The sequence below is a fragment of the Pseudomonas sp. NPDC089547 genome, assembly GCF_050280665.1.
Classification (GTDB): Bacteria; Pseudomonadota; Gammaproteobacteria; order Pseudomonadales; family Pseudomonadaceae; genus Aquipseudomonas.
Genome location: NZ_JBNNVS010000002.1, coordinates 219,971 through 243,608 on the forward strand (window position 1 = coordinate 219,971; position 23,638 = coordinate 243,608).

Genomic DNA, 23,638 nt, shown 5'->3' on the forward strand with positions numbered 1-23,638 from the left:
AAAAGCAAGCGAGTAACCCGACTGTGGTGATGGCTTGGGTTGCGTCATCGTGACATACGGAGCAGGTTATCGGCGAACCCTGTGGTTTCTTGAACCGGCACCCGCACCAAAAGCCCGCTCTCGACGGCGGGCTCTTGGTGTCATAGGGTTTAGTGAGTCACGCTTTGGAACACATCAACGCGGCGTCCAGCAACCTGCCATGGTCGTACCAGGCATCGCGTTGATAGGCCGTGAACTGGTGCTGGGCTCCCGTGCTGCGCAGTTCGACCAGACCATCTGCCTTGGTGGGGTCGGTACTTTCGATGAACAGCCTGACCGAGTTGTCGCCGTCGACCTCGTAGGCTTTCACATTGCCTGGAAGTTCGCCCTTTACGCACCCCAGGTAGGCGGGTGGACTTTTCGCGGTGGAGCCAGAGGTATAATCATGGCCGTCTCGCACGTCACGGTTTTGTGCGCAACCGGCCATGAGCAATGTGGCCAATGCGGGAAAAAGTACTGCACCTGCTAGCGATCTTGAGCTCTTCACGCGACACGCTCCTGCTGCCCCCATCGCGAACCTGGGAAAGTGTTGCCAAGCCCTTTTTTAGTTTTCATTCGCCCATATTACTGCCCAATCACGGGCAGGCCATATGTTTGTTTGCTATATGGTTTCAGGGAGAATTTGTGGTGCCCTGAACGTAATCTACAGCATCAGTAGCGGCGGTACTCCTGACCATGATGGTCGCTGTCATAGTAATGACGGTGATGCCTGCCATCGTGCCAATACGGCCAGCATCCACTGAGCAACAGCAACCCTGATACCACGACGACCCATGCAGTCTTGCGTTTCATGTGCGTACCTCCGGCCAGGTGAGCCCAGGCCTTGCATACGTTGGACTGCACAAGGGCTGGATGTTCAGCCGGCGGGTAGCCGCTGGTCTTCTTCACTACAAGATTTCATGTAGCGGTCGTCATGCGCTGATGGCAAATAGCCCCAACTTCGCGTACTGCCGAGCCCACTATCGGGGTCAGGTGATAGCCCTCAGAAACACCAAAGTCGCCGCCAGGTCCAGGACCAGCACGGCAACCACAACGAAAACCATGTAATAGCGGTCATCCTGAGTCATTTTGGCGCTCTCCGCGTGCTCAATGTCTCAGGGTTACAGCAATAACTGTTCCAGCACCCTGGCGTTTTCGGGTGCTGTCACTTTTTTCATGTTTCGCTCAATGGCTTGCGCAATTCGACCTCCAGCTTTCGGCAGACGTCTTCGATGACGTGCTTACCCAGCGCCGGGCCAGAATAGCTGTCCGCCTCCTCGTGGCATCCTTCCACTGCCTTCTGGACCTCAGCATCTTCATTGCTTTGCGACGTGTTGCCGAGATAGAGCCCGAACGCCACGCACAAGACCACGGCAACAAAGAACCCAGTAATGACTCTGTTGCCGAAGCCCTTTTTGGCTTGCGCCTTCGGCGATTCCAGCTGACTGGCTCGGTTGCCATTCGCCACGGACATGAAGCTACCAACGATGAAAACGCTGGCAGGCCCAATAAGCCAACCTACGCTTGTGCCGGGGCTCACTACCGGCACGACAATGCTGGCTGCGTACAAGGTAACGCCTGCCCAGAAACGCCTCCGTGGCGTCATCCACTCCCGAACAGCTTCCAGCCTTTTGCCCATTACCACGTTCCCTGTCTGGTAAACGGCGGAGTTTATCACAGCCGAGACCCTGCTCATCGGGCACCTGGCCGCCCTTGCACTTCATTTATCGGCCAACAATTTCCATTGCCTGGCCATTTCAGGCAGATGCGTGAATGCCAGGAAAGTGACTGTGCCCCTTAGTTTTCTACCCTGCGATTAGATACACCTGTTAGACAGGGCAAAAACTCGCGATATTCGTTCTGAACCTCTTTAAGCAGCTCGTCAAAGTCCGAGCTCCCTGTCAGGACGAAGCCGAGCTGAAGTGTCATCATATTGAGACCATTGCTATTAGCTACAGCATCCTGAATGAGCTTCACAGGATAGCCTTCGGCATGGCGCCGCAGCGGGTGAATACCACTATGAACATAAGAATTCATTGCGTGATAATTCACATCCTTGAAGTTCAGCAGCATCATGGATGCTGTGACAGGCGCCTTCTCCACGACCTGCGTTAGAATTTTTGAGAACATGGGCATTTTTTTGGCTGCCTGTTCGGAATTTACTGTCAGTGGCGAAGCGAGAACTTCAATGTCGGAGTCGGTAGCGGCGTACAGAAGCCAAACCCCTCTCGCCAGTGCCTCATACTGTAAGCGAAGCATCGAAAACGCTGAGGTGTAACATCGTATCCTAACCATACAACGAAGGCTTAGCGCATGCTCGACCGCTAAACCACAGGCCGTCAACGCTAGCTCATGACGTATCCCCGGATACACCTCGATTTCTTGCAGCAGATCTACAATCTGTGCATGCAGTTCATCCGAGCCATCCATAAATTTTTCCAGCATTCCCTTGCCTCCTCACTCAAATTCGCCGCCGCGCTGATTCTAGCAGCTCTAATCAATTGGTATCGCTCGCCTCACATCCGCAGCTCATCAACTTTACGCCCTGAAATCAAAAGCCTCTGGCGATTGCGTCGTCACATAGTGCGCCAGGTAGTTGTCCAGTACAGTCTCTGGATCATCGAGCAAACGATAACCGGCCAAGTCACCGTTCTTCACGTGATAGACCTTTCCGTCGCACTTGCCTTCGTCAAGAAACAGGGCATCACCCGCATCAGTCAACAGCCAGCATAGCAGGTAGTGCTCGGAGCTCGCCTGGATGCTTTTGACGAAATCCCTGACCAACGTCTTTTTTACCCCGCGCAGTACTCGATAGCGCTCGATTGTCAGACGTCCGCTGTAGGAAAACGGGGAGTTGGTCCAACCCATGGACTGATAGGAATGTTCGGTCAACATAAAGGACCAGAAATAGCGATACAACTCCTTCCATCGGGGCGGTAGCATCGCGCAGTCTCGCTCGAATTCAGGTCCCTCTGTTTCATATACAACAGGCGCCAGATAGAAGAACAGGTTCAGTCCCCGCCCTTCAGCCGCGAGTGATCCTAGCCAGGTGCCCTCAAAAAATCTGAACAGCACTATCGGCTTGGCATACTCACGCTCGATAGCGGCCACGGTGCGAGGAAAGGCTGCTGCGAAGCCAGGAAACATTTTGCCAACTGATGCGCCGAGCCCATCGACCACTACGCTGTTCAGGCGCGGCCTCTGTGCGTCACCAAGATCAGCTGCGCTCGTGCACACCAAATCAAACCTGTCCTTGTCAAGCATCATTTCTCCCTATTTGAATTCCATCTTCAGAATGCCTGTATCGGCCGGACAACGCTTTTCTCTAGCAGGACTTACTCCCTCTAATGATTGCGGCCTCAAGGATTTTCACCCACTAAAACCGAAAGGTTTTTCAAACAGCTTTAGGCTGTCTGGCGTTCTGCCGACCATAATCCGTCCAGGGCCTCCACATACACCCACCTCCCACAGTCTGCTATCGACCCATTGCAGCCGGTGAGCCGAACAGCAATCACTGTGGGAGCGGGCGCGCCCGCGAAGAATCCAATGCGGAGCCTGGCACCGGCTGCGCCGGTGTTCGCGGGCACGCCCGCTCCCACAGAGTGTGCGTCGTGCTCACGAACCCAGTAATTTTTCAGTGTCTGCTATGGGTTGAAAGCGCCGGTCGTTAATGACCGCTTTCGACCCTCAGCCGTCTTTGGCGGAGGGCAGCCAACGACCATTGGCTATCAGTGGCGAAAAGCGTTCACGGCTGAGTCTGTACGGCAACGACAACAAACTCGCTGCCCGCTAAATCAATAGACTTTCTCCAAGCGTATTTGATGTTGGGGATGGCAGGAAATTCGGCTAAATGTGCTTTTCTTGCCAGGTCTCGATGCAAAGCGGGCGTAAGCCCGGGGAGCGCACCGGCAGGGAGGTTGGTGCACCATGCATCAATGAAACCTTTGAAATTGCTATGGCTACCTTGGGTCACGTGTGTCGACCCCTTGTACGAAACTACGTAGGTATAAAGAGGCACAAGAACGTCCTGTCGGATGTTTGAAAGAGGATTTCGTTTTCGTTAGGTAACGTCGATCTTAACGCGTAGCGTCCTTATGGATCAAAGAGGCCTGTGACCTGCTGCTTCGGGTAGAGAGCTGCCAGCAATTACTGAACGCTTCGACACCCGTTTGCCGCTTGCGCAGTTTAGGCTGTTTGCGCATCGTCACTGTTTTTTTCTGAAAATGACTCAGCGATCAGTTTGGTAACGTACTCATGCATCCAAGAGTTGCCGCCAGCGTACTCAAGTTCATCCTCTCGAATGGAAAAGGTAAGCACCGGGTTCACGTTCTCAGCATTTACATTCAAGCTAGAAACACCATCAATCAAAGCCGTTATCCCAAACGCAATATCTTGGGTTAGATCACGAACCAAATCGCTTGGCGCTTCTGCGCGTTCCAAAGCGCATCGGATCTCCTCGATAATCCGACGTGACATTTCTTGTTGATAATCATCGAATCGTCCGTTGCTTACTAATTTCATCGTGGGTTTCCATAGGAGTTGAGAGATAATTCAAGGGCAATGTAGCAGTGAATAAAAACCCCAGATAATCACCGAGATGACGGCTGCAGCTATAGCGAGTGAACCGACCTCAGAGCAGTATGGTCACGTCACTGATTTCTACGCTCGTGCTGCGGATAACACCTCCTACTCCATAGGTGGACTCAAATTCCACTTCGATTGATGGGGCCTCCAATTGCTTAAACCTGATCGACTTAATGACATTCTGGTGATTAAAGCCCTCAATGGAAAGAAATTGAAGATCCGTGAAGAAAAACTCGATCAGCACGCTTTTACAGCAGACTATTTCGTAATCTGCGGTGCCGACCCCGACCTCCCTGTACTGGCAAACGTTAACGCAAAGGTGAGCGGAGGTTTTGCCTAGCTGGCCGGGGGCAGCACGAGCGGCAGAAAACGAAATGACTTCAGCATCATGAAAACTAGGCCAGTATCCAAGTGCATTAGTCACTTTTTTGGTATTGCAGATATAGGCTGGGCATTCGATGCTTGATAAATGCCCCGATGCGGACAACCCTCCCTTGTTGGAGGAGCCGGGCTTCTTCTTAACCATGGAGCGCCGCCTCGATAATGCTCTGTACTTGGGTCATCGTTATACCGGTGTGTTGCTCTAAAGAAAGGGGGTGAACTGTATAATCAAACAAGATAAGCGGACGCTCACCCAAAGGCATGGTTTGAACTTGAATTTCAAGACCCAACGTTGACGGCTCGTAGGGCAAATTGCTCTGTAGGCACCCGGAGTACAGCGGTTCGGCTTCCCGGCCATCAAGTTCCCAAAGCTCACACATTCGAAGAAAATTTCTTTCGCTCAATGAGACCCATGCCAACCAGGCAAATGGACCGACGCCGTCGGTTACCGGGATGAGAATACGGCCCAGGACGAAGAAATGCTTGCCATCTATCACGCATTGATCAGATGACAATTCGCCTCGTTCATCTCGCTCGGTCTCTGGTATTGAGTACCAGAGGTCTGGCGCGCTCGGGCCAAAGCACATCGGCAACTCATCGTGAGGCTTGCCGCAGGTGTTACATATAAAACCGCTCACAGTGACTTCCATGTTTGTAGAGAACCCAACGGGTGAATACCGCACCAGAGCGTCATTCAGCGTGCTCGCAAGCCTACACGGGTAAACCTGACTCGTGAACGGATTTATTTCCGGCCGTCAGCGAATAACTGTTGGTTCAGGAACAGCCTTGACCTGATGCCCTCTTTCGCTGCCAGGCGATGACTATCGGCAATCGATGGCGGGTACTGCTCCGTTATGACTGCTCTTGGTCGACAGGTGTCCGCGATGACCGTCCGCTTAGAGTCGTTAGCGGCCAGTTACGGCCGACAGCTTTCGACCCAAAACAGTCGCTGAAAAATAACCCGTTTCGGGGGCGCTACACGCACACTGTGGGAGCGGCTTTAGCCGCGAACACCGGCAAAGCCGGTGCCAGCCACCGCGTCGCCTGCTTCGCGGCTAAAGCCGCTCCCACAGGAGTCGAGGATAGCTTGCAAGCGGTATTTGATCGGTGGTAGCTGAGGGTCGAAAGCTGCCGGCCGTAACTGGCCGCTAACGACCCATTACTGACATTGATTAAATCGAGTCTGGTTTAATCCGGGAGCGAGTACATGAGTTTCAACTGTAAAGGGGTCAGCTCATCAAGCTTTCGCTTGCGGCTCGTACTGATCCAGTGCTTGTCCGTACGTATCTCAGGTGGAGAGTAGCTGGTGCTGTATTCGAAGTTTCCCTCGCAGCTCTGCACAAGCCACGCCCCGCTTCGGAAACCGTTCACCGCAGTGGTAGACAGGTATTCGTCAAGCCGGATCACGCATCCTTGTGGAAAATCCGTTTTTATCAAACGCACCCACTCCTGAGTAATGTCATTGTCGGCTGTGCAAACAGTTGAGACGAGGAATAGGAGCGAAGCCACGATGGACTTGTTGAATGTCAGCATGGCGGTAATTCTTGTCGCGCGTGAAATGAGAGAGCACCAATATTTATTCGTAACCATTGAGCGGCTCAAGCTGCCTCTTCATCCTCAATCAGCGCCCACAGCCTGGCCGCCTCGGCAAACTCCAGCATGTCGGCCAACTGGCCTGCATCAACGTCCCCGCGTCGGTGCGCAGAAATCGCGAGCTCGGCAAGCACCCCGGCTCTACCATCCGGATCGGCCACCAGAGCGGGCTGATCATTGAGTTCGGCCAGCCAGCCCGGTGGCAGGCTCAACATCTGACCGTCCATAGCTCGTCGATCCGCGTCGTATAGGATTGGCTCATCATCTCCCTCCTCATCCCCCAGTCCGGCGTTGCCGGCACGCTGGCGGACCGCATCGTCCCCCTCCCCCAGCGCTCGTTGATGTCATCCATCACCTGCATCAGTCGGTCACACGCCACCGATTGCTTGAGCGCAAACAAGTCCTCTGAAAATTCACCTGCTTGCCGCAGGTCCATCAGCAGCACCTCTGCCTTGCTGTAGCGGAACCCCGGCCTGAAAATCTGCCCGACCGCATCGGTGGCCAGTCGGGTCATCAGCAGCGTGTCGCAGGTCGGGTATGGCAGTTCCACCAGCGCCCCTTGTGCGTGGTGCGCCTCATCCGGGTTGAACATGCCGGTGCGGATGCTGACGCGCATGCGCTTGCACACGGAGCTCTGGGCCCGGAGCTTTTCCGCTGCCCGACCAACGTACGTGGCCACTGCCTGCTTGATGGGCGCCAGCTCTGTCAGCCGCTTGCCGAACATCCGGCTGCAGCAGATTTCCTGCTTCGGGGGCTCGGCCTCGTCCAGTTCCAGGCACGGCGTGCCAGCCAGCTCGCGGGCAGTCTTCTCCACCACCACACTGAATTTTTGCCGCAGCGTCCAGGCATCCGCCTTGGCCAAGTCCATCGCCGTGTGAATGCCCATCGCTTCGAGGTGGGCGGTCATCCGCCGGCCAACGCCCCACACCTCCTTCACTTCCGTGTTGCGTAGCACCCAATCGCGCTTGAACGGATCAGTAATGTCGACCACGCCCCCGGTCTGTGCCAGCAGGCGCTTCGCCATATGATTGGCCAGCTTGGCGAGCGTTTTTGTGCCGGCGATACCGACACCCACGGGAATACCGGTGCACTGCAAGATCCTGGACCGCAGCTTGCGCCCGAACTGGGTCAGGTTTTCCTGTACGCCGGACAGGTCAGCGAAGCACTCGTCGATGCTGTAGACCTCGGCGGCGGGCACCATCGATTCGATCAGGGTCATGACACGCTCGCTCATGTCGCCGTACAGCGCGTAATTACTGCTGAAGGCCATGATGCCGTGCCGGCGCAGTTTGTCCTTGGCCTGAAAATACGGCTCGCCCATCTTCACGTAAGGCTTTGCGTCGTACGACCTGGCAATCACGCAGCCATCGTTGTTGCTCAACACGACGATGGGGGTCTTGGCCAGGTCTGGCCGGAATACGCGCTCGCAACTCGCGTAAAACGAGTTGCAGTCGATCAGCGCAAACACCTGGTCACTGCGCATGGTCGCGAACGCTGTAACGCACCACACCCCAGATGACGAGCTCATCGCCCTCCATGATGTACCGCGGTGGGTAGGCCGGATTCTCCGATTTCAGGATCACCACGCCGTCGCGCCGGTGGAGACGCTTGCACACAGGCTCGCTGTTGACGGCCGCAATCACCACATCGCCATGCTCGGCTTCGCGGCCGCGGTCTACGATGACGATATCGCCCGAGTAGATTCCCGCCCCTTGCATGCTGTCGCCCTCGATTTTCACCAGATACACATGGGGCGCACGGAGGTCGAATAACTCATCCAGGGAAATATGGCCTTCCAGGTGGTCCGCAGCAGGCGAAGGGAACCCGGCCGGGACGTGAAACGAATAGAGCGGTAGCGGTTCGGTATCGCCGGTGGGCGTACCCAGGAATGTGATGGTCATGGTGGAAGGTCCAATGCAAGCTGTATGCATATACAGTAAATCCGGCATCGGCTGCCCGGTCAATCCTGGGCGATGAAAATTCTGACGGGCGAGATGGAAAATGTGCGGACGCTACTCGATGTACGAGTCGATGGATCTCTACCTGCGCCAGCTGTCGCTGGATCTGGTCATTATCAATGGATACGACCACGAGCCAATCGGCCGCTATAACGTGGCGCCATCGACCCGCGTTGAAGTCTTACGCCAGGTAGAAGGCGGGCTGAGTGTGGATCGGGTCAAGTGGGGCTGGTCGCCGTCTTGGGCAAAGGGGAAGCGACCTGACCCGATAAATGCTCGGGCAGAAACGGTTGTTACAGGAAAGTTCTTCAAAGGCCTGTGGCCACATGGCAGAGCCCTGGCACCGGCAAATGGGTGGTTCGAGTGGGTGCCCGACCTGGCGGATCCGAAGCGAAAGCAGCCGTACTACATCACCAGCGCCGACGGAGGCCCGCTTTATTTCGCTGCGCTTGCAGAGGTCCATCAGGACATCGAACCGGACCAGCGCGATGGATTTGTGATCATCACCGCAGCAGCGGATCAAGGGCTGATCGACATCCACGACAGGAAGCCTTTGGTGCTGGCCCCTGCCCTCGCCCGGGAATGGATCGACCCAGCTACATCGCCGGAGCGAGCTGCGCAGATCGTGGAACACGGTTGCATGCCGGCTGCGGAATTTCGGTGGTATCCAGTCGGCAAGGCGGTGGGGAATGTCCGGAATGAGGGTCAGGCGTTGATTGTGCCGATAAACGACGAAAATCCTCAGGGTCAGCTAAAGTTTTGATGAGTACAGGCACCGCGAGATAACGATCATGCTAAAACAAGAAGCAGACGACGTGATTGAGCGCATCAGGGACGATCTGAAAAGGCACGGAGTGCTCATCGGCTACGACCCGGAACTTTGCACAGCTGAATTTGGATGCGATCTGGACCATCACGTTGCTCAAGTAAGAGAAGACCCGAACAACCGTGTGGTGGGTATCGCGATACATGATGAAGGCTTGTGGGCCCAGCTTCAGCAAGGAACGGTGTATCGCTGTGTGGTCAGCGATTGTCGAGGGAAGCTCTTCGGCATTCCGATCACGATTGAACCGAGAACGGATGAGTCCTACACCATTCTGTACAAGCTTTAAAGCATCAGGAGGGTAGCCTGCCGTCCGGGTTGCCCTCCCGGTGAGCCCTTTTGTGTTCCAGCCGAGCAAAGATGGGCTGTGGATCCACGAACCAAGTGGCCTAATAGCTATCGCTAACCGTCCGCTATCGACTCAAAACTGTCCTCTGTGGTGATCAGCAACTACCCACTCAAAGGGAGACTCACGGAGCACTAGCTTTCCTGTCTTCTAAGCTATCAGGCATGGATCTGAAAGCTAGGGCAGGAATGACAGTGACCCGTAGAGATGATCTTACCTATTCAATCCTGATGATCACTGCCGTTCTCCTTTACGCCAGCATGGGTGCCGACCCGCTGTACATAGGTCCTGGGTACCTCCTCGCAGTGCCCGCCGTGATCCTTATACCTGGCTTGATCTTGCGATCGCCCGCTTTTTTTCTTACCGGAACGACAGTCACAGCCATCGCCTGGACCACACCGAAGGAATGTTGGCGCTTGGGCATATGTTTTCCGTGCCCGGCATGTTGATTGGTGCAAGCGTGTCAGCCTGGCTGTTCAGGGGGCGGGTGAAAACACGCTTGCCATGGATCGTCGCGGGTGTTGGTGCTCTGGGTGCCGCCGTGGGATTCATGGTCGCCCAGATGGTTGTATGCAATACCCTGATGTACTGCGGTGCGCTGTCGCTTGGGGTGTAACACTGAAGCCCAGTGCCCGCCTCTGGCCGTTGCGACTGACAGCGGACTTTGTGGGAGCGGGTTTACCCGCGAACACCGGCACAGCCGGTGCCATCCACCGCGGCGCCTGCTTCGCGGGTAAACCCGCTCCCACAGGGTGCGCGTAGCGCTCACGATATCGTTTCTTTTTCAACGGCAGCTATGGGTCGATAGCTGCCGGTCGTGGATGACCGCTATCGACCCGAAGCGGACGATCCTCAAGGGCCGATGGTGAGAAGAAAGCTCATGACAAGTCGACCAATTGAAGCGGTCAGCGGCAGCGTGATTACACGCACCTAATTCATGCTGGGCCACTTACTCGATATCTAGGTCAGCTTGAATGCGGGCCGCCACAGATGGCGCCCAGTTCTGTCCGGTCAATTGATAGGTGGAGCGCGTCTTGCTCACGATGTGAATCGTATAGCGGTCTGAGGTTTTGGTAGCCGGGGTGATGAAAAGGCCTACTACCTCGCCCCAGGTAGCCATACCGGCAGGCGCCTCCGACTTGATAACGCCAGCTCTCTTGTCCATCTCAACAATTGCCAGGTTCGTGCTCATCGCGTTGACCGAGGACTTCCAAACCTCCGCATATGGCTTGTTGTTGACCTCCAAGGTGATCCCGCTGTCGGTTGGCTCCAGGCTATCGATCGTCGAGCAAGCAGTAGCTCCTGCAGCCAATACACAGATTCCTATGGTTCGCAGCCAGCGTTTAATCACGTCCTGATTTCCTATCTGATCGCCTTCAAAAGGCGGGAAGCACGCACAAAAAAGGCACCTGCCTCGCAGATGCCTGATACCGGATTAAGCGGGGGAAGGGCCCCGCTCCGGCCTGATGAGTAAACAGCATACCAAACCAAATTGCCACCATGCCGCATCCGGCCACGGAGGGCGGCGCAAGCATGGAGAAAGCCATGAACGACGAACAACGCCACCAAGAATGGATCGCCCAGCGCAAAGCGGAAGAGGCCAAGCGCCGCGAGCGTGCCGCCGAACTCTTCAACTGAAGGCTTGGCGCTGCAAAGCCCCGCGCACCACCTGCAACGCCTTCGACATCCTGATCACCCGCTTCGGCATTGCCACTGTCGGCGACATCGACGGCCTGACCTTCAACGCGGGTCTCTCCTCCAGAATCGAAGCTGCCGCTCAAGGAGTGGGAGGTACTCACCAGCTGCATGTACGACTGGGATGACGTCCAGTACATGCTTGATGGTGCCCGCCAGCGCCTCATCGCTTGTCGTGAAGCTCCGGCGGCCAAGCGCTGAAGAGCATGTACACACCTGGCCCACCTATCCAAGCCCAATTGATGCCTGGCCACACTACCGTCGCAGCGATCCATGCGACGATCAGAGTTACCCCAGTGCCCCGACGGCGCCTTGGAGTCAGCCATTCCTGCAAAGCCTTATGCCTCTCCCGCAACCCCATTACCACTCTCCTTGTTTGGTAAGCGGCGAAGCATACCAGCGCTGCCCGCCAGTGCCTTCCCCTATCCCCCGACACAAAAAGGGATCAAGGCTGTATCCAACCTTCGCGATCAGGTAGCCAGACTTAACAAACTCGGCCTGCTTGCCCAAGACAAGTACGCAGAGCTGTTCCCACGTTCACAGGCTGCGGTCGGCGGAAAGCCGACCTTCGGCAAGTATGCCCAGCTCTGGCTCGACGGCCGGGCATTGGCCGAGCCTCATCTACGCCGCCTTGTTCGAGTTCATGTTCTTCACCGGCCTCCGCCTGTCGGAGGCCTTAGCCGTGCGCTGGGATGTGATAGATCTGGAAAGGAGGACAGTACATGTCAGGAGGACCGTCGCCTTGGGCGAGGTTGAGGAAAGGACGAAAACCGGCAGGGACCGTGTTGTGCTACTGAACGATCGGGCCTTGCGGGCGATCCAGTTCGCCAGGCAGTACGCGGATCGCCGCAGGGATGGCAAGGGGGCGGTTACCGAAACACCGTTCCTGTTCCCACCGTCGAAGAACGCCGAGTGCGTGAACCAGACCTCCGATCTGCACAAACAGTGGATGCCGGTGCTGAATGAATTGGGGATCAGGCGCCGCCCCCCATACAACTGCCGTCACACCTATGCGACAATATGCTTAATGTCTGGTCTCAACCCCGCATTTATCGCCCAACAGCTCGGGCATAGCGTGCAGATGCTCTTATCGACTTATGCGCGCTGGATTAACTCGTCCAACGACTGGCTGGAGCTGGAAAAGCTCCAAATTGGTCCGAAATTGGTCCGAAGCTGCGAAGAAGCCACGTAAGTTATTGATAGGTAAGCTCCTTGATCTCCACCGCTAACATCACCATGCAGTTCGGCTCCAAGCCGCTGTTCGAAAACGTTTCCGTAAAATTCAACAACGGCAACCGCTACGGCCTGATCGGCGCCAACGGTTGCGGCAAGTCGACCTTCATGAAGATCCTCGGCGGTGACCTGGAGCCTTCCGGTGGCCAGGTCATGCTCGAGCCGAACACCCGCCTGGGCAAGCTGCGCCAGGACCAGTTCGCCTATGAGCAGTTCACCGTTATCGATACCGTGATCATGGGCCATGGCCAGCTCTGGAACGTCAAGGCCGAGCGCGACCGCATCTACTCGCTGCCGGAAATGACCGAGGAAGACGGCATGGCCGTCGCCGAACTGGAAACAGAATTCGCCGAAATGGACGGCTACACCGCCGAATCCCGCGCGGGTGAACTGCTGCTGGGCCTGGGCATCCCGCTGGAGCAACACTTCGGCCCGATGAGCGAAGTGGCACCGGGCTGGAAGCTGCGTGTGCTGCTGGCCCAGGCACTGTTCTCGGACCCGGATGTGCTGTTGCTCGACGAGCCGACCAACCACCTGGACATCAACACCATCCGCTGGCTGGAAACGATCCTTACGGCGCGTAACAGCACCATGATCATCATTTCCCACGACCGCCACTTCCTCAACAGCGTCTGCACCCACATGGCTGACCTGGACTACGGCGAGCTGCGCCTGTTCCCGGGCAACTATGACGAGTACATGACTGCCGCTACCCAGTCGCGCGAGCAGCTGCTGTCGGACAACGCCAAGAAGAAAGCCCAGATCGCCGAGCTGCAGACCTTCGTCAGCCGCTTCTCGGCCAACGCCTCGAAGGCCAAGCAGGCGACTTCGCGTGCCAAGCAGATCGACAAGATCCAGCTGGCCGAGGTCAAGCCTTCCAGCCGCGTCAGCCCGTTCATTCGCTTCGAGCAGAACAAAAAACTGCACCGCCAGGCGGTTGTCGTAGAGAAAATGGCCAAGGCCTTCGACGACAAAGTGCTTTTCAAGAACTTCGACATCACCGTCGAAGCAGGCGAGCGCGTAGCGATCATCGGCCCCAACGGTATCGGCAAGACTACCCTGCTGCGCACCCTGGTTGGCGAAATGGCCCCGGATGCGGGTTCGGTGAAGTGGACCGACAGCGCCGAAGTGGGCTACTACGCCCAGGACCACGCTCACGACTTCGAAGACGACGTTACCCTGTTCGACTGGATGGGCCAATGGACTTCCGGCGAGCAGGTAATCCGCGGCACCCTGGGGCGCATGCTGTTCTCCAACGACGAGATCCTCAAGTCGGTGAAGGTGATTTCCGGTGGCGAGCAAGGCCGCATGCTGTTTGGCAAGCTGATCTTGCAGAAGCCGAACGTGCTGGTGATGGACGAGCCGACCAACCACCTGGACATGGAATCGATCGAGGCGCTCAACCTGGCGCTGGAAAACTATCCGGGTACCTTGCTGTTCGTCAGCCACGACCGCGAGTTCGTGTCGTCGCTGGCCACGCGCATCATCGAGCTGTCGGCAGATGGTGTGGTGGACTTCAGCGGCACCTATGACGACTACCTGCGTAGCCAGGGCGTGCTGGTCTGATTGAAGAAGGCCCGGCCAATTGCACTGGCCGGGCCTTCCTGTTTACGGGTAACCCCTTTCCACACGTACTGTGAATGCCACCGACGCTGTGGGCTTCAGTAGTCGAAACGGTCCACGGCACGGCGTCGCTCGTTGTCATCGCGCCGGTCATAAATGGCCGTGGTCTGGATATTGGCGTGATGCGCCAGCTTCTGCGCAATCGACAGGTCATGTTCTTCGATCACCCGGGTGATGAACGCCCGGCGGAAGTCGTGCGGCATGATCTTCACCCCTACCTGCGCGCCGCGCTGGCGGGCGATGTAGTAGATCGCGTGCTTGGTGATCCGCGCCCGGGTGATATGGCTGCCGCGGCGGATACGGTTGAACAGGAACGGGTCGTCCTCGGCCCCTGCCGGCAGGTCCAGGCGACGCAGGTCGAGCCACGCCTGTAACTTCTCGAACGCCCATGGTGGCGCATACTTGATGAGCTGGTGGTTGCCTTTGCCCACCACCTGCAAGCTGCGCGCCTCGAAATCGACCTGGTTCAGGTCGATGTCTACCGACTCCGACTTGCGCATACCGGTGCCGTACAACAACGCAATAATCGCAGCATCGCGCACGCCCTGGGGCCGTGGGTCGGCCGCACATACATCCATCAGCTCGCGAATCAGGCTGCGCCGCAAGTTGCGCCCAGGCGGCAGGCGCGTGCCAGTGGCCGGCTTGACCTCGCGAATACGCAACAACTGCTCCTGGTCGATCAGGCCCTGGCGCCAGGCCTCGTTCATCACCCCACGAATGGCGTTGACGTACAGCGACGAACTGTTGGGCGCGTAACCGTCGGCACGCAAAGCCGAAACCAGGGCGATCACATGGCCGGGCTCAAGCCGATGCCAGGGCACATCGACAATGTTGCAGTCGACAAAGCCAAGGCGGTCGGCGGCGTCCTGAAGGATGTAGCGCATGGTTTGCTGGCTGGATGGGGCCAGGCGGGCCATGTACTGCAGCAGCGGATTTTTCGAGAGATCGGACAAAGCGTGAATCCTGTAGCGAAGCGTTGGCCGGCAATGGTCCGGCCAATGTCTGAAGCAAGTCGAAACGACAACGAGATCAGGATGTTACCTCATTTGGCGTGTCGTCAGCCGCCCTTACGACGCTTGGTTTGGGCACCGACTAAATGGCCTCTGGCCACCAACCCGGGAACATTTGTTGAACCCGAGGCTCGGCAAAGCGCTCGTCGATCAGCACGAGCACGCCGCGATCCTGGTCCCCACGGATGACCCGCCCCGCCGCCTGGATGACCTTGCGCACCCCAGGGTAGAGATAGGCGTAATCGAACCCCGCTCCAAACTGCCTCCCCAAGCGCTGCTTGAACTGCTCGTTGACCGGGTTGACCTGAGGCAACCCGAGCGTGGCCACGAAAGCACCGATCAGCCGCGTGCCCGGCAAATCCACCCCCTCGCCAAAAGCCCCGCCCAGTACAGCAAAGCCAACGCCGCGCCCGTCGGCGACAAAACGGTCGAGAAACCCTTGGCGGGCCGCCTCGTCCATACCGGGTTCCTGGGTCCAAAGCGGAATCTGCGAGTGCCGTTCGGCCAGCAAACCGGCAACCTGCTGCAGGTACTCGAAACTGCTGAAAAACGCCAGGTAGTTGCCTGGCATGCGCGCAAACTGCTCGGCAATCAGCTCGACGATCGGTGCCAGCGAGGCATGGCGCTGCTGGTAACGGGTGGATACCTGGCTGGCGATACGCACTTGCAATTGTTCGGCGCGAAACGGCGCGGCAACCTCCAGCCAGGCGGTGTCGGCCGGCATACCCAGCAGGTCACTGTAGAAATGCCGCGGGCTGAGCGTGGCAGAAAACAGCGTCACGCTGCGCGCCGCCTGCATGCGTGGCGCCAACAGGCGCGCCGGGGTGACATTACGCAGGCACAGGGTGGCCAGCCGGCGATTGCGCGGGCCTTGCCGCAGGCTGATGTCGAACAGAAAGTGCTTGTCGAACAGCTCGGCAACCCGGCTGAACTGCAGCGCCTGGAAGAAGAACTGCAACACCTGCGGGTCCATGTGCGCGGGCGCTTGGTTCATCTGTTCCTGGATCAGCCCGATGCATTGCTGCAAGGCCTTCAGCAAGCCTTCCGGCAGCACATCGCTGGCCTGGTACGGCGCACGTTGTTCTTTATAGAGCGCGTTCCACTGCCGATTAAGCCGGTCCAGCGCACTGATCAGCCCCTGCGGTTTGCTTTGGCGCAGCGCCATCAACTGGCCTTGGTCCAGGCTGGCGCTGTACATGCCGCGCCCGCGCTCGACCAGGTTGTGCGCTTCGTCCACCAGCACCGCCACCCGCCACTGGTTGGCCTGGGTCAGGCCGAACAGCAAGGCATGGGCATCGAAATAGTAGTTGTAGTCCGCTACCAGCACATCGACCCAGCGCGCCATTTCCTGGCCCAGATAGTACGGACATACCTGGTGCATCAGGGCCACTTCGCGCAGGTTGGCTCGGTCGAGCAAGGGCAGCGCTGCGGCTGCCTCGCGCGCGGCCGGCAAGCGGTCGTAGAAGCCGGCCGCCAACGGGCAGGACTCGCCGTGGCAGGCCTTGCCTGGGTGCTCGCAGGCTTTGTCGCGGGCGATGAGTTCCAGCGTACGCAGGGCCGGTTGCGCCGTGTTATCGGTGACCTGACGCAGGGCGTCGAGGGCCAGCGCCCGGCCCGGCGTCTTTGCCGTGAGAAAGAACACCTTGTCCAACTGCTGCGGCACCATGGCTTTGAGCAGCGGGAACAAGGTGCCCAGGGTTTTGCCAATGCCAGTGCTGGCCTGGGCCATCAGGCAGCGCCCCGTACTCACGGCCTTGTACAACGTCTCGGCCAATTGCCGCTGGCCCTGGCGGAACTGCGCATAGGGGAAACCTAGCGCCTGCAGGCCTTGGTCACGCTCTGCCAGGCGTTGCTGCTGGTACTGAGCCCAGGCGAGGAAGATCTGGCACTGGGTTTCGAAAAAAACCTGCAACTCGGCAGCTGTGCAGTGTTCGCTGATGAGCGTCTGGCTGTCGCTGTCCACATCCAGGTAAACCAGCGCAACCTCGATGGCCGGCAATTGCCGTGCCTGGCACAGCAGCCAGCCGTAGACCTTGGCCTGCGCCCAGTGCAACTGACGGTGGTTGGCCGGCTGGCGCGCCAGGTCGCCACGGTGGGTCTTGATCTCTTCCAGGCGGTTGCGGGCGGGGTCATAACCATCTGCGCGGCCACGCACCGTCAGGGTTTCGAACTGGCCTTCGAGGGCGATTTCCGCTTCATAGCCAGCTGCACGCCGCGCCACCACCCGCTGATGGCCCTCGATCCCCTCCTGGGCAGTGGGTGATGGCGTAAAGCGCAGGTCCAGATCGCCAACCTTGGCGCTGAACTCACACAAGGCGCGTACCGCCACCCGATAACTCAAGGCGCTTCGCTCCAGCGCACGTGACACACGGCAACGGGCAGGCCGTGGGCCCGACAGAACTCCAGCCAGCGCAGCTGGTTGTCCTGCAGGCGATCACCGGGGCCCTTGACCTCGACCATGCGGTATCGCCCCTGCCCAGGCCAGAACTGGATCAGGTCGGGCATGCCGGCGCGGTTGCTGCGAATATCCTGCAGCAGGCGCAGGAAGCACTGCTTCAGCTGGGCGGCTGGCAGGCAGGCCAAGGCCTGCTCCAGCAGCTCCTCGCTGAGCATGGACCAGAACACGAACGGTGACTGGAGACCTTGTTTGGCAGCGTAACAATCAAGAATTGCCTGGCGATGGCTGCCATCATCGAGCCGCCCCAGGCAGTGCTCGAACAACGCGCTGCGCCGCTGCTGGAAGTCATTGTCATGCAGGTCCTGGGGGCCGGCCTGGAAGGGGTTGAAAAACGCACCGGGGACCGGGGCGAAGATCGCCTCCCAGCACAGCAGGCCAAACAGGCTGTTGAACAGCGTGTTCTCCACGTAATGCACCTGCCCACCCTCTTGCGCCAGATGCTGACGCACGGCCTCTTCCACGCCTAGCGCGGCGTGCTCGCGAGGCAGTTCGAGTTCAATCAGTTCCAGGGGCGCGGTACGTTGGCGCCGTTGTGGCGGCCCACCGAGCTTGCGCGCCAGGCGTGGCAGCATGCGTTCCAGTGCCTGCACCTCCAGGGCATTGGCCGGCGCCGCTGCCAGTTGCAGTGCCAGCGCATGGGCTTGTGGCCATTGCTCGCAGCGCTCAAGTACCCGCACCTGGCGGATGCGCGCCTGGGCATGGCTGCACTGGCTGTACACAGCCATGGCCTGATCCCACTCGCCCAGGCGCTCGCACTGCTGGCCCAGGGCGAACTGCAGCCGCGCATGGCGCCGGGCCAGCCAGGGGTTGTCGCTGTGCAGGCCTTGCAAGGCCGCCAGAATCGAAACGGGGTCGTCGCCCTGCTCCAGGCGCTCGGCGCACTGGTGCAAGGCCATGGCCAGGTCCACTTCGGCGCGTTGCTGGAGGGCGCGCGAGCCCGTGTTGAACGGCACCTGCTCGTAACGCAGCACACCGAGGTCGGCGAGCACGAAATCTGACCAGTCCTGGTGCAGGTTGCCGAAGAACAACAGGCGCATGCGGTCGCACAGAGGTTGCAGGCACCACTGAAGAATGCGCACCTCACTGGCTGGGTACCACTCGGCCAGTGAACGGGCGGCTAGCCCCAAGGGTTGCAGTTGCAGCAGCAGGTCGTGCTTGGCGGCGCGGGGGCGGCTCAGATGGCTGGCGAAGCAGTGGGCCAACTCGTCCTTGCGCAGCAACGTAAACAACTGCTCGAGTGCCAACTGCTCGGGTTCCTGCACCCACCGCAGGGCCAGCAAGGGTTGCAGGGCTTGCCCGGTATCACCAATTTCGATGTACTCCAGCCGGTCACTGCGAAACAGCTCGCCCTTGCGCATGACCATGCGCACCATCAGCGCCTGGGATGGCGCCTGCAATAAGCTGAACGTCTGGATGAACGCCAGTTCCTGATCGTCGAGCAGGTCCTTGTAGCGCTGTTCAACCCACAGCAATACCTGCCTGAAATTGTGCAGGTAGTAGAACGGGTCGTCGACGGAATGAGCGATCACGGAGAGGCGCAAGCAGCGGAAAAGGGATACTGTTTATACATACAGACCCGTAGGCCTGGCAAGTGCCGTGGGTCTGGTAGAAGCCCCTTGGCACTTAACGTATAACGCTGGCAGACCGCCCACGGCGTGGCTCCAGCGCTTGCGCCAGGCGCTCAACTGCCTGCTGCAAGCCCTCCAACTGGTCACCCAGCCACACAAGCGCCAGATGCTGCGTGTAGCGCCCTTGCAGGCTGAACTGCCAGCCCGGCAGCGCATGCAGAACGGAACCTGCCAACGCCGCAGCAATGCAATCCCACAACAGGGGTTGGCGAAAGCGTACCCACAGCATTCGCCCGCCCTGGGGCATCTGCAACGCCACCCGCTGGCCGAACTGCGATTCCAGTGCACGCGCCAGGCATTCTGTGCTCCGCTGCATCTCGGCACGCAGTTGCGCCAACTGCATCTCGATCGGCCTTTTACCTAGCATCTGCGCCAATGCTTGCAGGCGCAGCGGTGCAAGCCGATACTCGCGATCGGCAAATGCGCTGGCCAGCGCGGTAGCATGGCCCAGTACATAGGCGTAAGGTGCCTCGCCCCCCACTGCTGCCTCGAATGCTCCCATCACCAACAACCAGCGGGGCTCAACCCAGTCGCGCAGGCGCGCACGTGGCGGCCCGCGATAACAGACCTCACTGTCCAGATCGTTTTCCAGCAACCAGACAGGGTGCTGACCAAGCAACTGTCCCAACTGCCGCTGGTAGTGCGGCGACACCAGCCGCCCCTGCGGCATACCAAGGCAAGACGGCATGACCAGCATGCACACCGGCTCGCTCCCCAGCAAACGGGCCATGGCGCGCAGGTCCGGATTACCCCGGTTGTCCACTGGCACCTCAAGCACACGCATGCCTGCACGCGCCAGGGCGCGCAACACCTGCCAGCAGCAGGGCGATTGCACCAGCACCGTTCCGCCCTGCAAGGCCAGCCCAACGAGCAGCGTGTCCAGCAGCGCCTGCACATCAGGGGCCAGTTGAACGTTCTCGGCACGCCAGTACTGGCTGGAGGAGCGGGTATAACGCTCAGCCAGGGCAGTGCGCAAGCGGGTGCGGCCGAGCGCTTCCCAGGGTGCAAGGCTACTTGCACGCTGGCGGGCCAACCGCCGCTCCTGGCCCAGCATCATCTGCTCCAACATCAGCTGTGCCGGCAAGGGTGAGTGCCGCGCAAGCATGGCTGGCTCTGCCCTGCCAGTAACCTGAGCGTAGTAGCCAGACCTCGGCAAACACTGCACCCGCCCCTCTTCCTCCAGCAGGTGGTAGGCACTCTGCACGGTAGCCAATGACACCCGCAACAGCCGGGACAGTGCGCGCAATGACGGGAGCTTGCCTGAGCCATCGATTGCGCCCTGCTCGATCAACGCTTCCAGGTAGCGATACACCTTGCGATAGGCGAACTCGCCGCTTTCCCGTTGATCCATCAATACGGCCCCGGCAACTTACGCCGCCGCCCCAGCGACGCCCCCGGTAGCAACCTCAGTTGCACATCACGCCTGGCCAGGGCGCTTTGCAAGCGCCAGGCGGTGAGCGATACGCGCCCTTCATAGATCGCCCGCAGTTGCCCCAACGTCAAGCCACTGGTATTCACCAGCCAGTCCCTCACCCCATCAGGACAGGGTTTGCCCTGCAGGGCCCGATGCAGGTAAGGCAGCGCAACCAGCATGTCGGCATGCCGGCACTTGAGAAAACGCTCGAGGTACTTGCCCTGCCTGGCGAACGGGCTGAACAACAGGCACAGCAGTTGCGTCTGGTTGATGCCGTAGGCTTTGGCCAACTGCAACGTGTGCTCCTCGCGCCACTTGCTGTCGCCCTGCTGGCCAGCCAGCCGCAGCGCCGGGCGACCGGCCTTGGGCGCCTGAGCGCACGCGCGTAATTCGTGCAGTTGCGCCGGTGCCTGCACATCGGCGAACGCCGCCAATGGCCAGGCATCCTGAGCAGCTTCGAAGCCACCACCCAGCATCACGTCAAGTTGCGGCCCGTCAAGCAGATGCGGCAACAGGTCATCAAGGGCAATTACACGCAGCGGAGCATCCTGCGCGACAGCCGCGTGGGTCGGCTCCGCCAGTTTGCCCCGCGCCATGCCGATGGCATCGTGCAAACGACTCAACCCCTGAGCCAGCGACGCCGGACAGTGATGCCACACATGCGGGCCACGCGCCCCCATCAGGCGCAGGCTACGCCGGGCCCAGGCCAGGTAGCGGCGCCGCTGGCGGGCGGGAATGGCAGTGATCAATGCGTCGGCTGCTGTCGGTGACTGCAACGCAATACCCACTGCGTCTGCCAGCTCCAGGTGCAGGCGGCTACCCAACAAGGCTTCGGGCCTGGCATCCACCAGGTGACCGAACACCAGCATGGCATTTCTTGCCTGCAGCCAGCGTTCCGGTACTGCCGAAGGCCGACGGCTGAAAGGCACCACCTCGCGCCCTTCGATCATCTGCAGTTGAACCCGCGTATCGTCCTGCAAGAACAAGGCGCTGAAACTGCGCTCGTGGCGCTCAAGCGTGGCACTGGCGGCTACTGGCAGGTTGACTACCAGCACCCGCAACTGGAACGTTACCGACGCACGCAGGGCGATGCTCAGTTGTGCCGCACGCAGCATGGCCAGCAGCCGGTCACTACGGCGATCGCTGCCTTGCAGTACCAGTACACGGTACGTGCCAATGTACTCCGGCCCACCTGCTGCAACGAGCATCCGCTGTATCAGTAGTTGCAAAGATGCCCGCTGCGCCTGGGTCATGTGGCCCAACAAGCGCTCGAGCACTTGCTGGTAAACATAATGCATTGCCTGATCATGAATAACCGTCACGAAATCACCTCATCATCTTCATCCAGAAGAAACTTCCTATATCCAAACTGAAGTAATGTCGTAACGCATCACCGTCGCCAGACCTTCAAGAAATCTTCACCCTTGCGACGGCCTACCGCTGCCTCACGCAGCCCCTCCTCAGGCACAGCCATGCTCATTCCACGCTCCTTGCGCAAATATCACCGGGCCATTATCGGGGGATGCAGAGCGATTAAAAGATACAGATCAGGCCAAAAAAACCATTCAGCACGATTGCGCAAACACACTGAGTGCCAAGCTGAAATAGTTCAAGGCTGAATAGTTGGCGGAATATTTCCATGAAGCCCCGATTCGGCGACCCATATGTAGTCCGCATCTGTGTATGTTGTAGGAAGGTTCTTTTTTAGTTGCTGTTCAAACTACCCTGCACAACAAACAAAAAACCCGGGACTCGGCCCGGGTTTGTCGACATTGCAAATGGCGGTCAGTGCTGTGCCATGTCCAGCACCACCCGGCCTCCGCAAGGGCATTGGTCCATGTAACGATGGGCCTCCACCACTTGCTCGAACGGATACACCTTGATGATCTGCGGGGTCAGCAGTTGGTCGGCAGTAAACTGGTTGATATCGCGCAGGGCCCGCTGCAGTGCCACCTGATCCTGGCTGATACCAAGCTCGGGCTTGCCGGTGAAATTACCGATGCAATGCACGTAGAACTGGATGTTCTTCTGGAACGCGGCACAGGCCGGGAACGGCGTCTGGTTACCGCCTTGCAGGCCATACAATACCAGGCTGCCACGCGGTGCCAGCACATCGCCCAGCAGCGACATCTGCGGCCCGCCCATGCCATCGAGGACCATGTCCACGCCACGGCCATCGGTGTACTTGCCTACCTGCAGCAGCAAGTCCTGCTCTTCGGTGACAATCACCTTGTCGGCGCCCAGGCCCAGCAGGTAATCACGCTGCTCTGGCTCTTTGGTGGCCGCAAACACCTTCAACCCCAGCGCCTTGCCCAACTGTACGAAGGCGGGGCCGGCACAGTGGCTGGCATCGGTAACCAGCGCGGTTTGCCCCGCCTTGGCACGGGCCAGGTCGACATAGGCAAAATAGGCGATCAGCAGCGGCGTGTAGTGCACGCTGGCCTCGATCGGGGTGAGCACATCCGGGTAGCGGGTAATGGCGGTCCGCGGCAGCACGATGACATCACCGTATACCGGGTGGTCATTTGCACTGGTAGCCGGGAAGCTGGCAACCCGGTCGCCCACCGCAATGTCTTCGATGCCTTCACCGACCGCAGTCACCACCCCGGCCATCTCATGGCCGATACCCGCCGGCAGGCGTGCCTGGGACGGCGCCAGGTTCTGGCGCCAAAGCACGTCATACCAGCTGACGCCAACCGCCTGGACGCGGATCTGTACCTCGTCGGCTGCGGGTGACGGTTCGGCCTGCTCCTCGCAACGGAGCACATCGGCAGCGCCGAACTTGTGGAAACGGATCATGCGGGACATCGCATACCTCGCCTTTGTGAACCTCTAATTACCACTGACTCTATCCGGGCTTTAGCCGTTAGACCA

General features: G+C 59.0%; 23 protein-coding genes and 1 pseudogene. 4 read left to right on the forward strand and 20 right to left on the reverse strand.

The features are described from left to right. Positions 1-157: 157 nt before the first annotated feature. From ACQKPZ_RS02565 to ACQKPZ_RS02625, 13 genes are all read right to left on the reverse strand, one after another. Positions 158-526, reverse strand: coding sequence for a hypothetical protein (locus ACQKPZ_RS02565; RefSeq protein WP_427535373.1), 369 nt, complete (start codon positions 524-526; stop codon positions 158-160). A 164-nt stretch (positions 527-690) separates the two neighbouring features. Further along, positions 691-831 (reverse strand): hypothetical protein, encoded by a 141-nt coding sequence (locus ACQKPZ_RS02570; RefSeq protein WP_427535375.1) that lies wholly within the window; start codon positions 829-831, stop codon positions 691-693. Positions 832-1,192: 361 nt separating this feature from the next. Then, entirely contained in the window at positions 1,193-1,657 is a 465-nt protein-coding gene (locus tag ACQKPZ_RS02575; RefSeq protein ID WP_427535376.1) for a hypothetical protein, read from the reverse strand. A gap of 158 nt (positions 1,658-1,815) precedes the next feature. After that, positions 1,816-2,463 carry a DUF6988 family protein gene (locus tag ACQKPZ_RS02580; RefSeq protein ID WP_427535378.1) on the reverse strand — a complete coding sequence of 216 codons (648 nt, stop codon included), beginning with the start codon at positions 2,461-2,463 and terminating at the stop codon, positions 1,816-1,818. Positions 2,464-2,556: 93 nt separating this feature from the next. Next, complete coding sequence (locus tag ACQKPZ_RS02585; RefSeq protein WP_427535379.1) at positions 2,557-3,282, reverse strand: hypothetical protein; 726 nt, start codon at positions 3,280-3,282, stop codon at positions 2,557-2,559. Positions 3,283-3,763: 481 nt separating this feature from the next. Beyond that, the gene (locus tag ACQKPZ_RS02590; protein ID WP_427535380.1) at positions 3,764-3,991 is read right to left on the reverse strand and encodes a hypothetical protein; all 228 of its coding nucleotides are present in this window, start codon (positions 3,989-3,991) and stop codon (positions 3,764-3,766) included. Positions 3,992-4,203: 212 nt separating this feature from the next. Next, positions 4,204-4,539 (reverse strand): hypothetical protein, encoded by a 336-nt coding sequence (locus ACQKPZ_RS02595; protein WP_427535382.1) that lies wholly within the window; start codon positions 4,537-4,539, stop codon positions 4,204-4,206. Between the two features lie 109 nt (positions 4,540-4,648). Then, a complete protein-coding gene (locus ACQKPZ_RS02600) occupies positions 4,649-5,128 on the reverse strand; it encodes an Imm50 family immunity protein (protein ID WP_427535384.1) in 480 nt (159 codons plus the stop codon). Then, a complete protein-coding gene (locus ACQKPZ_RS02605; RefSeq protein WP_427535386.1) occupies positions 5,121-5,633 on the reverse strand; it encodes a DUF2199 domain-containing protein in 513 nt (170 codons plus the stop codon). Before ACQKPZ_RS02605 ends, ACQKPZ_RS02600 begins: the two co-directional genes overlap by 8 nt. A 538-nt stretch (positions 5,634-6,171) precedes the next feature. Next, complete coding sequence (locus ACQKPZ_RS02610) at positions 6,172-6,516, reverse strand: hypothetical protein (protein ID WP_427535388.1); 345 nt, start codon at positions 6,514-6,516, stop codon at positions 6,172-6,174. A 65-nt stretch (positions 6,517-6,581) separates the two neighbouring features. Then, positions 6,582-6,791: a hypothetical protein gene (locus ACQKPZ_RS02615; RefSeq protein WP_391137306.1), complete on the reverse strand. Its 210-nt coding sequence runs from the start codon at positions 6,789-6,791 to the stop codon at positions 6,582-6,584. Next, the gene (locus ACQKPZ_RS02620; protein WP_427535390.1) at positions 6,785-8,059 is read right to left on the reverse strand and encodes a Y-family DNA polymerase; all 1,275 of its coding nucleotides are present in this window, start codon (positions 8,057-8,059) and stop codon (positions 6,785-6,787) included. The genes ACQKPZ_RS02615 and ACQKPZ_RS02620 overlap by 7 nt, the downstream gene beginning before the upstream one ends. Continuing rightward, positions 8,049-8,477, reverse strand: a complete 429-nt coding sequence (locus ACQKPZ_RS02625) for a LexA family protein (RefSeq protein WP_391137272.1) — start codon at positions 8,475-8,477, stop codon at positions 8,049-8,051. The genes ACQKPZ_RS02620 and ACQKPZ_RS02625 overlap by 11 nt, the downstream gene beginning before the upstream one ends. A gap of 100 nt (positions 8,478-8,577) precedes the next feature. Here ACQKPZ_RS02625 and ACQKPZ_RS02630 point away from each other — a divergent pair, with 100 nt between their 5' ends. Together ACQKPZ_RS02630 and ACQKPZ_RS02635 are read left to right on the forward strand one after the other, a co-directional pair. Beyond that, entirely contained in the window at positions 8,578-9,297 is a 720-nt protein-coding gene (locus ACQKPZ_RS02630; RefSeq protein ID WP_427535392.1) for an SOS response-associated peptidase family protein, read from the forward strand. A 28-nt stretch (positions 9,298-9,325) separates the two neighbouring features. Then, complete coding sequence (locus ACQKPZ_RS02635; protein WP_391137277.1) at positions 9,326-9,646, forward strand: hypothetical protein; 321 nt, start codon at positions 9,326-9,328, stop codon at positions 9,644-9,646. A gap of 1,006 nt (positions 9,647-10,652) precedes the next feature. Here ACQKPZ_RS02635 and ACQKPZ_RS02640 read toward each other — a convergent pair. Beyond that, positions 10,653-11,054, reverse strand: a complete 402-nt coding sequence (locus tag ACQKPZ_RS02640; protein WP_427535394.1) for a hypothetical protein — start codon at positions 11,052-11,054, stop codon at positions 10,653-10,655. Positions 11,055-11,770: 716 nt separating this feature from the next. Between ACQKPZ_RS02640 and ACQKPZ_RS02645 the strand changes: the two are divergent. Together ACQKPZ_RS02645 and ACQKPZ_RS02650 are read left to right on the forward strand one after the other, a co-directional pair. Further along, positions 11,771-12,590 (forward strand): annotated as a pseudogene (locus ACQKPZ_RS02645) (site-specific integrase). Positions 12,591-12,610: 20 nt separating this feature from the next. Then, positions 12,611-14,197 carry an ABC-F family ATPase gene (locus ACQKPZ_RS02650; RefSeq protein ID WP_391137280.1) on the forward strand — a complete coding sequence of 529 codons (1,587 nt, stop codon included), beginning with the start codon at positions 12,611-12,613 and terminating at the stop codon, positions 14,195-14,197. A gap of 95 nt (positions 14,198-14,292) precedes the next feature. On the opposite strand, the gene ACQKPZ_RS02655 is transcribed toward ACQKPZ_RS02650, so the two are convergent. The 6 genes from ACQKPZ_RS02655 to ACQKPZ_RS02680 all read right to left on the reverse strand — a co-directional run bounded on the left by ACQKPZ_RS02655 (position 14,293) and on the right by ACQKPZ_RS02680 (position 23,572). After that, positions 14,293-15,207, reverse strand: coding sequence for a site-specific integrase (locus tag ACQKPZ_RS02655; RefSeq protein WP_427535396.1), 915 nt, complete (start codon positions 15,205-15,207; stop codon positions 14,293-14,295). Positions 15,208-15,346: 139 nt separating this feature from the next. Then, on the reverse strand, positions 15,347-17,605 hold the full coding sequence (locus tag ACQKPZ_RS02660) for an ATP-dependent DNA helicase (RefSeq protein ID WP_427535398.1): 2,259 nt from the start codon (positions 17,603-17,605) through the stop codon (positions 15,347-15,349). Continuing rightward, on the reverse strand, positions 17,602-19,251 hold the full coding sequence (locus ACQKPZ_RS02665; protein WP_427535400.1) for a VRR-NUC domain-containing protein: 1,650 nt from the start codon (positions 19,249-19,251) through the stop codon (positions 17,602-17,604). Before ACQKPZ_RS02665 ends, ACQKPZ_RS02660 begins: the two co-directional genes overlap by 4 nt. Before the next feature lie 94 nt (positions 19,252-19,345). Further along, positions 19,346-20,701: a GntR family transcriptional regulator gene (locus tag ACQKPZ_RS02670; protein WP_427535402.1), complete on the reverse strand. Its 1,356-nt coding sequence runs from the start codon at positions 20,699-20,701 to the stop codon at positions 19,346-19,348. Further along, positions 20,701-22,086, reverse strand: a complete 1,386-nt coding sequence (locus ACQKPZ_RS02675) for a hypothetical protein (RefSeq protein WP_427535404.1) — start codon at positions 22,084-22,086, stop codon at positions 20,701-20,703. The genes ACQKPZ_RS02670 and ACQKPZ_RS02675 overlap by 1 nt, the downstream gene beginning before the upstream one ends. 463 nt (positions 22,087-22,549) lie before the next feature. Continuing rightward, positions 22,550-23,572, reverse strand: coding sequence for a zinc-dependent alcohol dehydrogenase family protein (locus ACQKPZ_RS02680; RefSeq protein WP_427535405.1), 1,023 nt, complete (start codon positions 23,570-23,572; stop codon positions 22,550-22,552). Between the last annotated feature and the right edge of the window lie 66 nt (positions 23,573-23,638).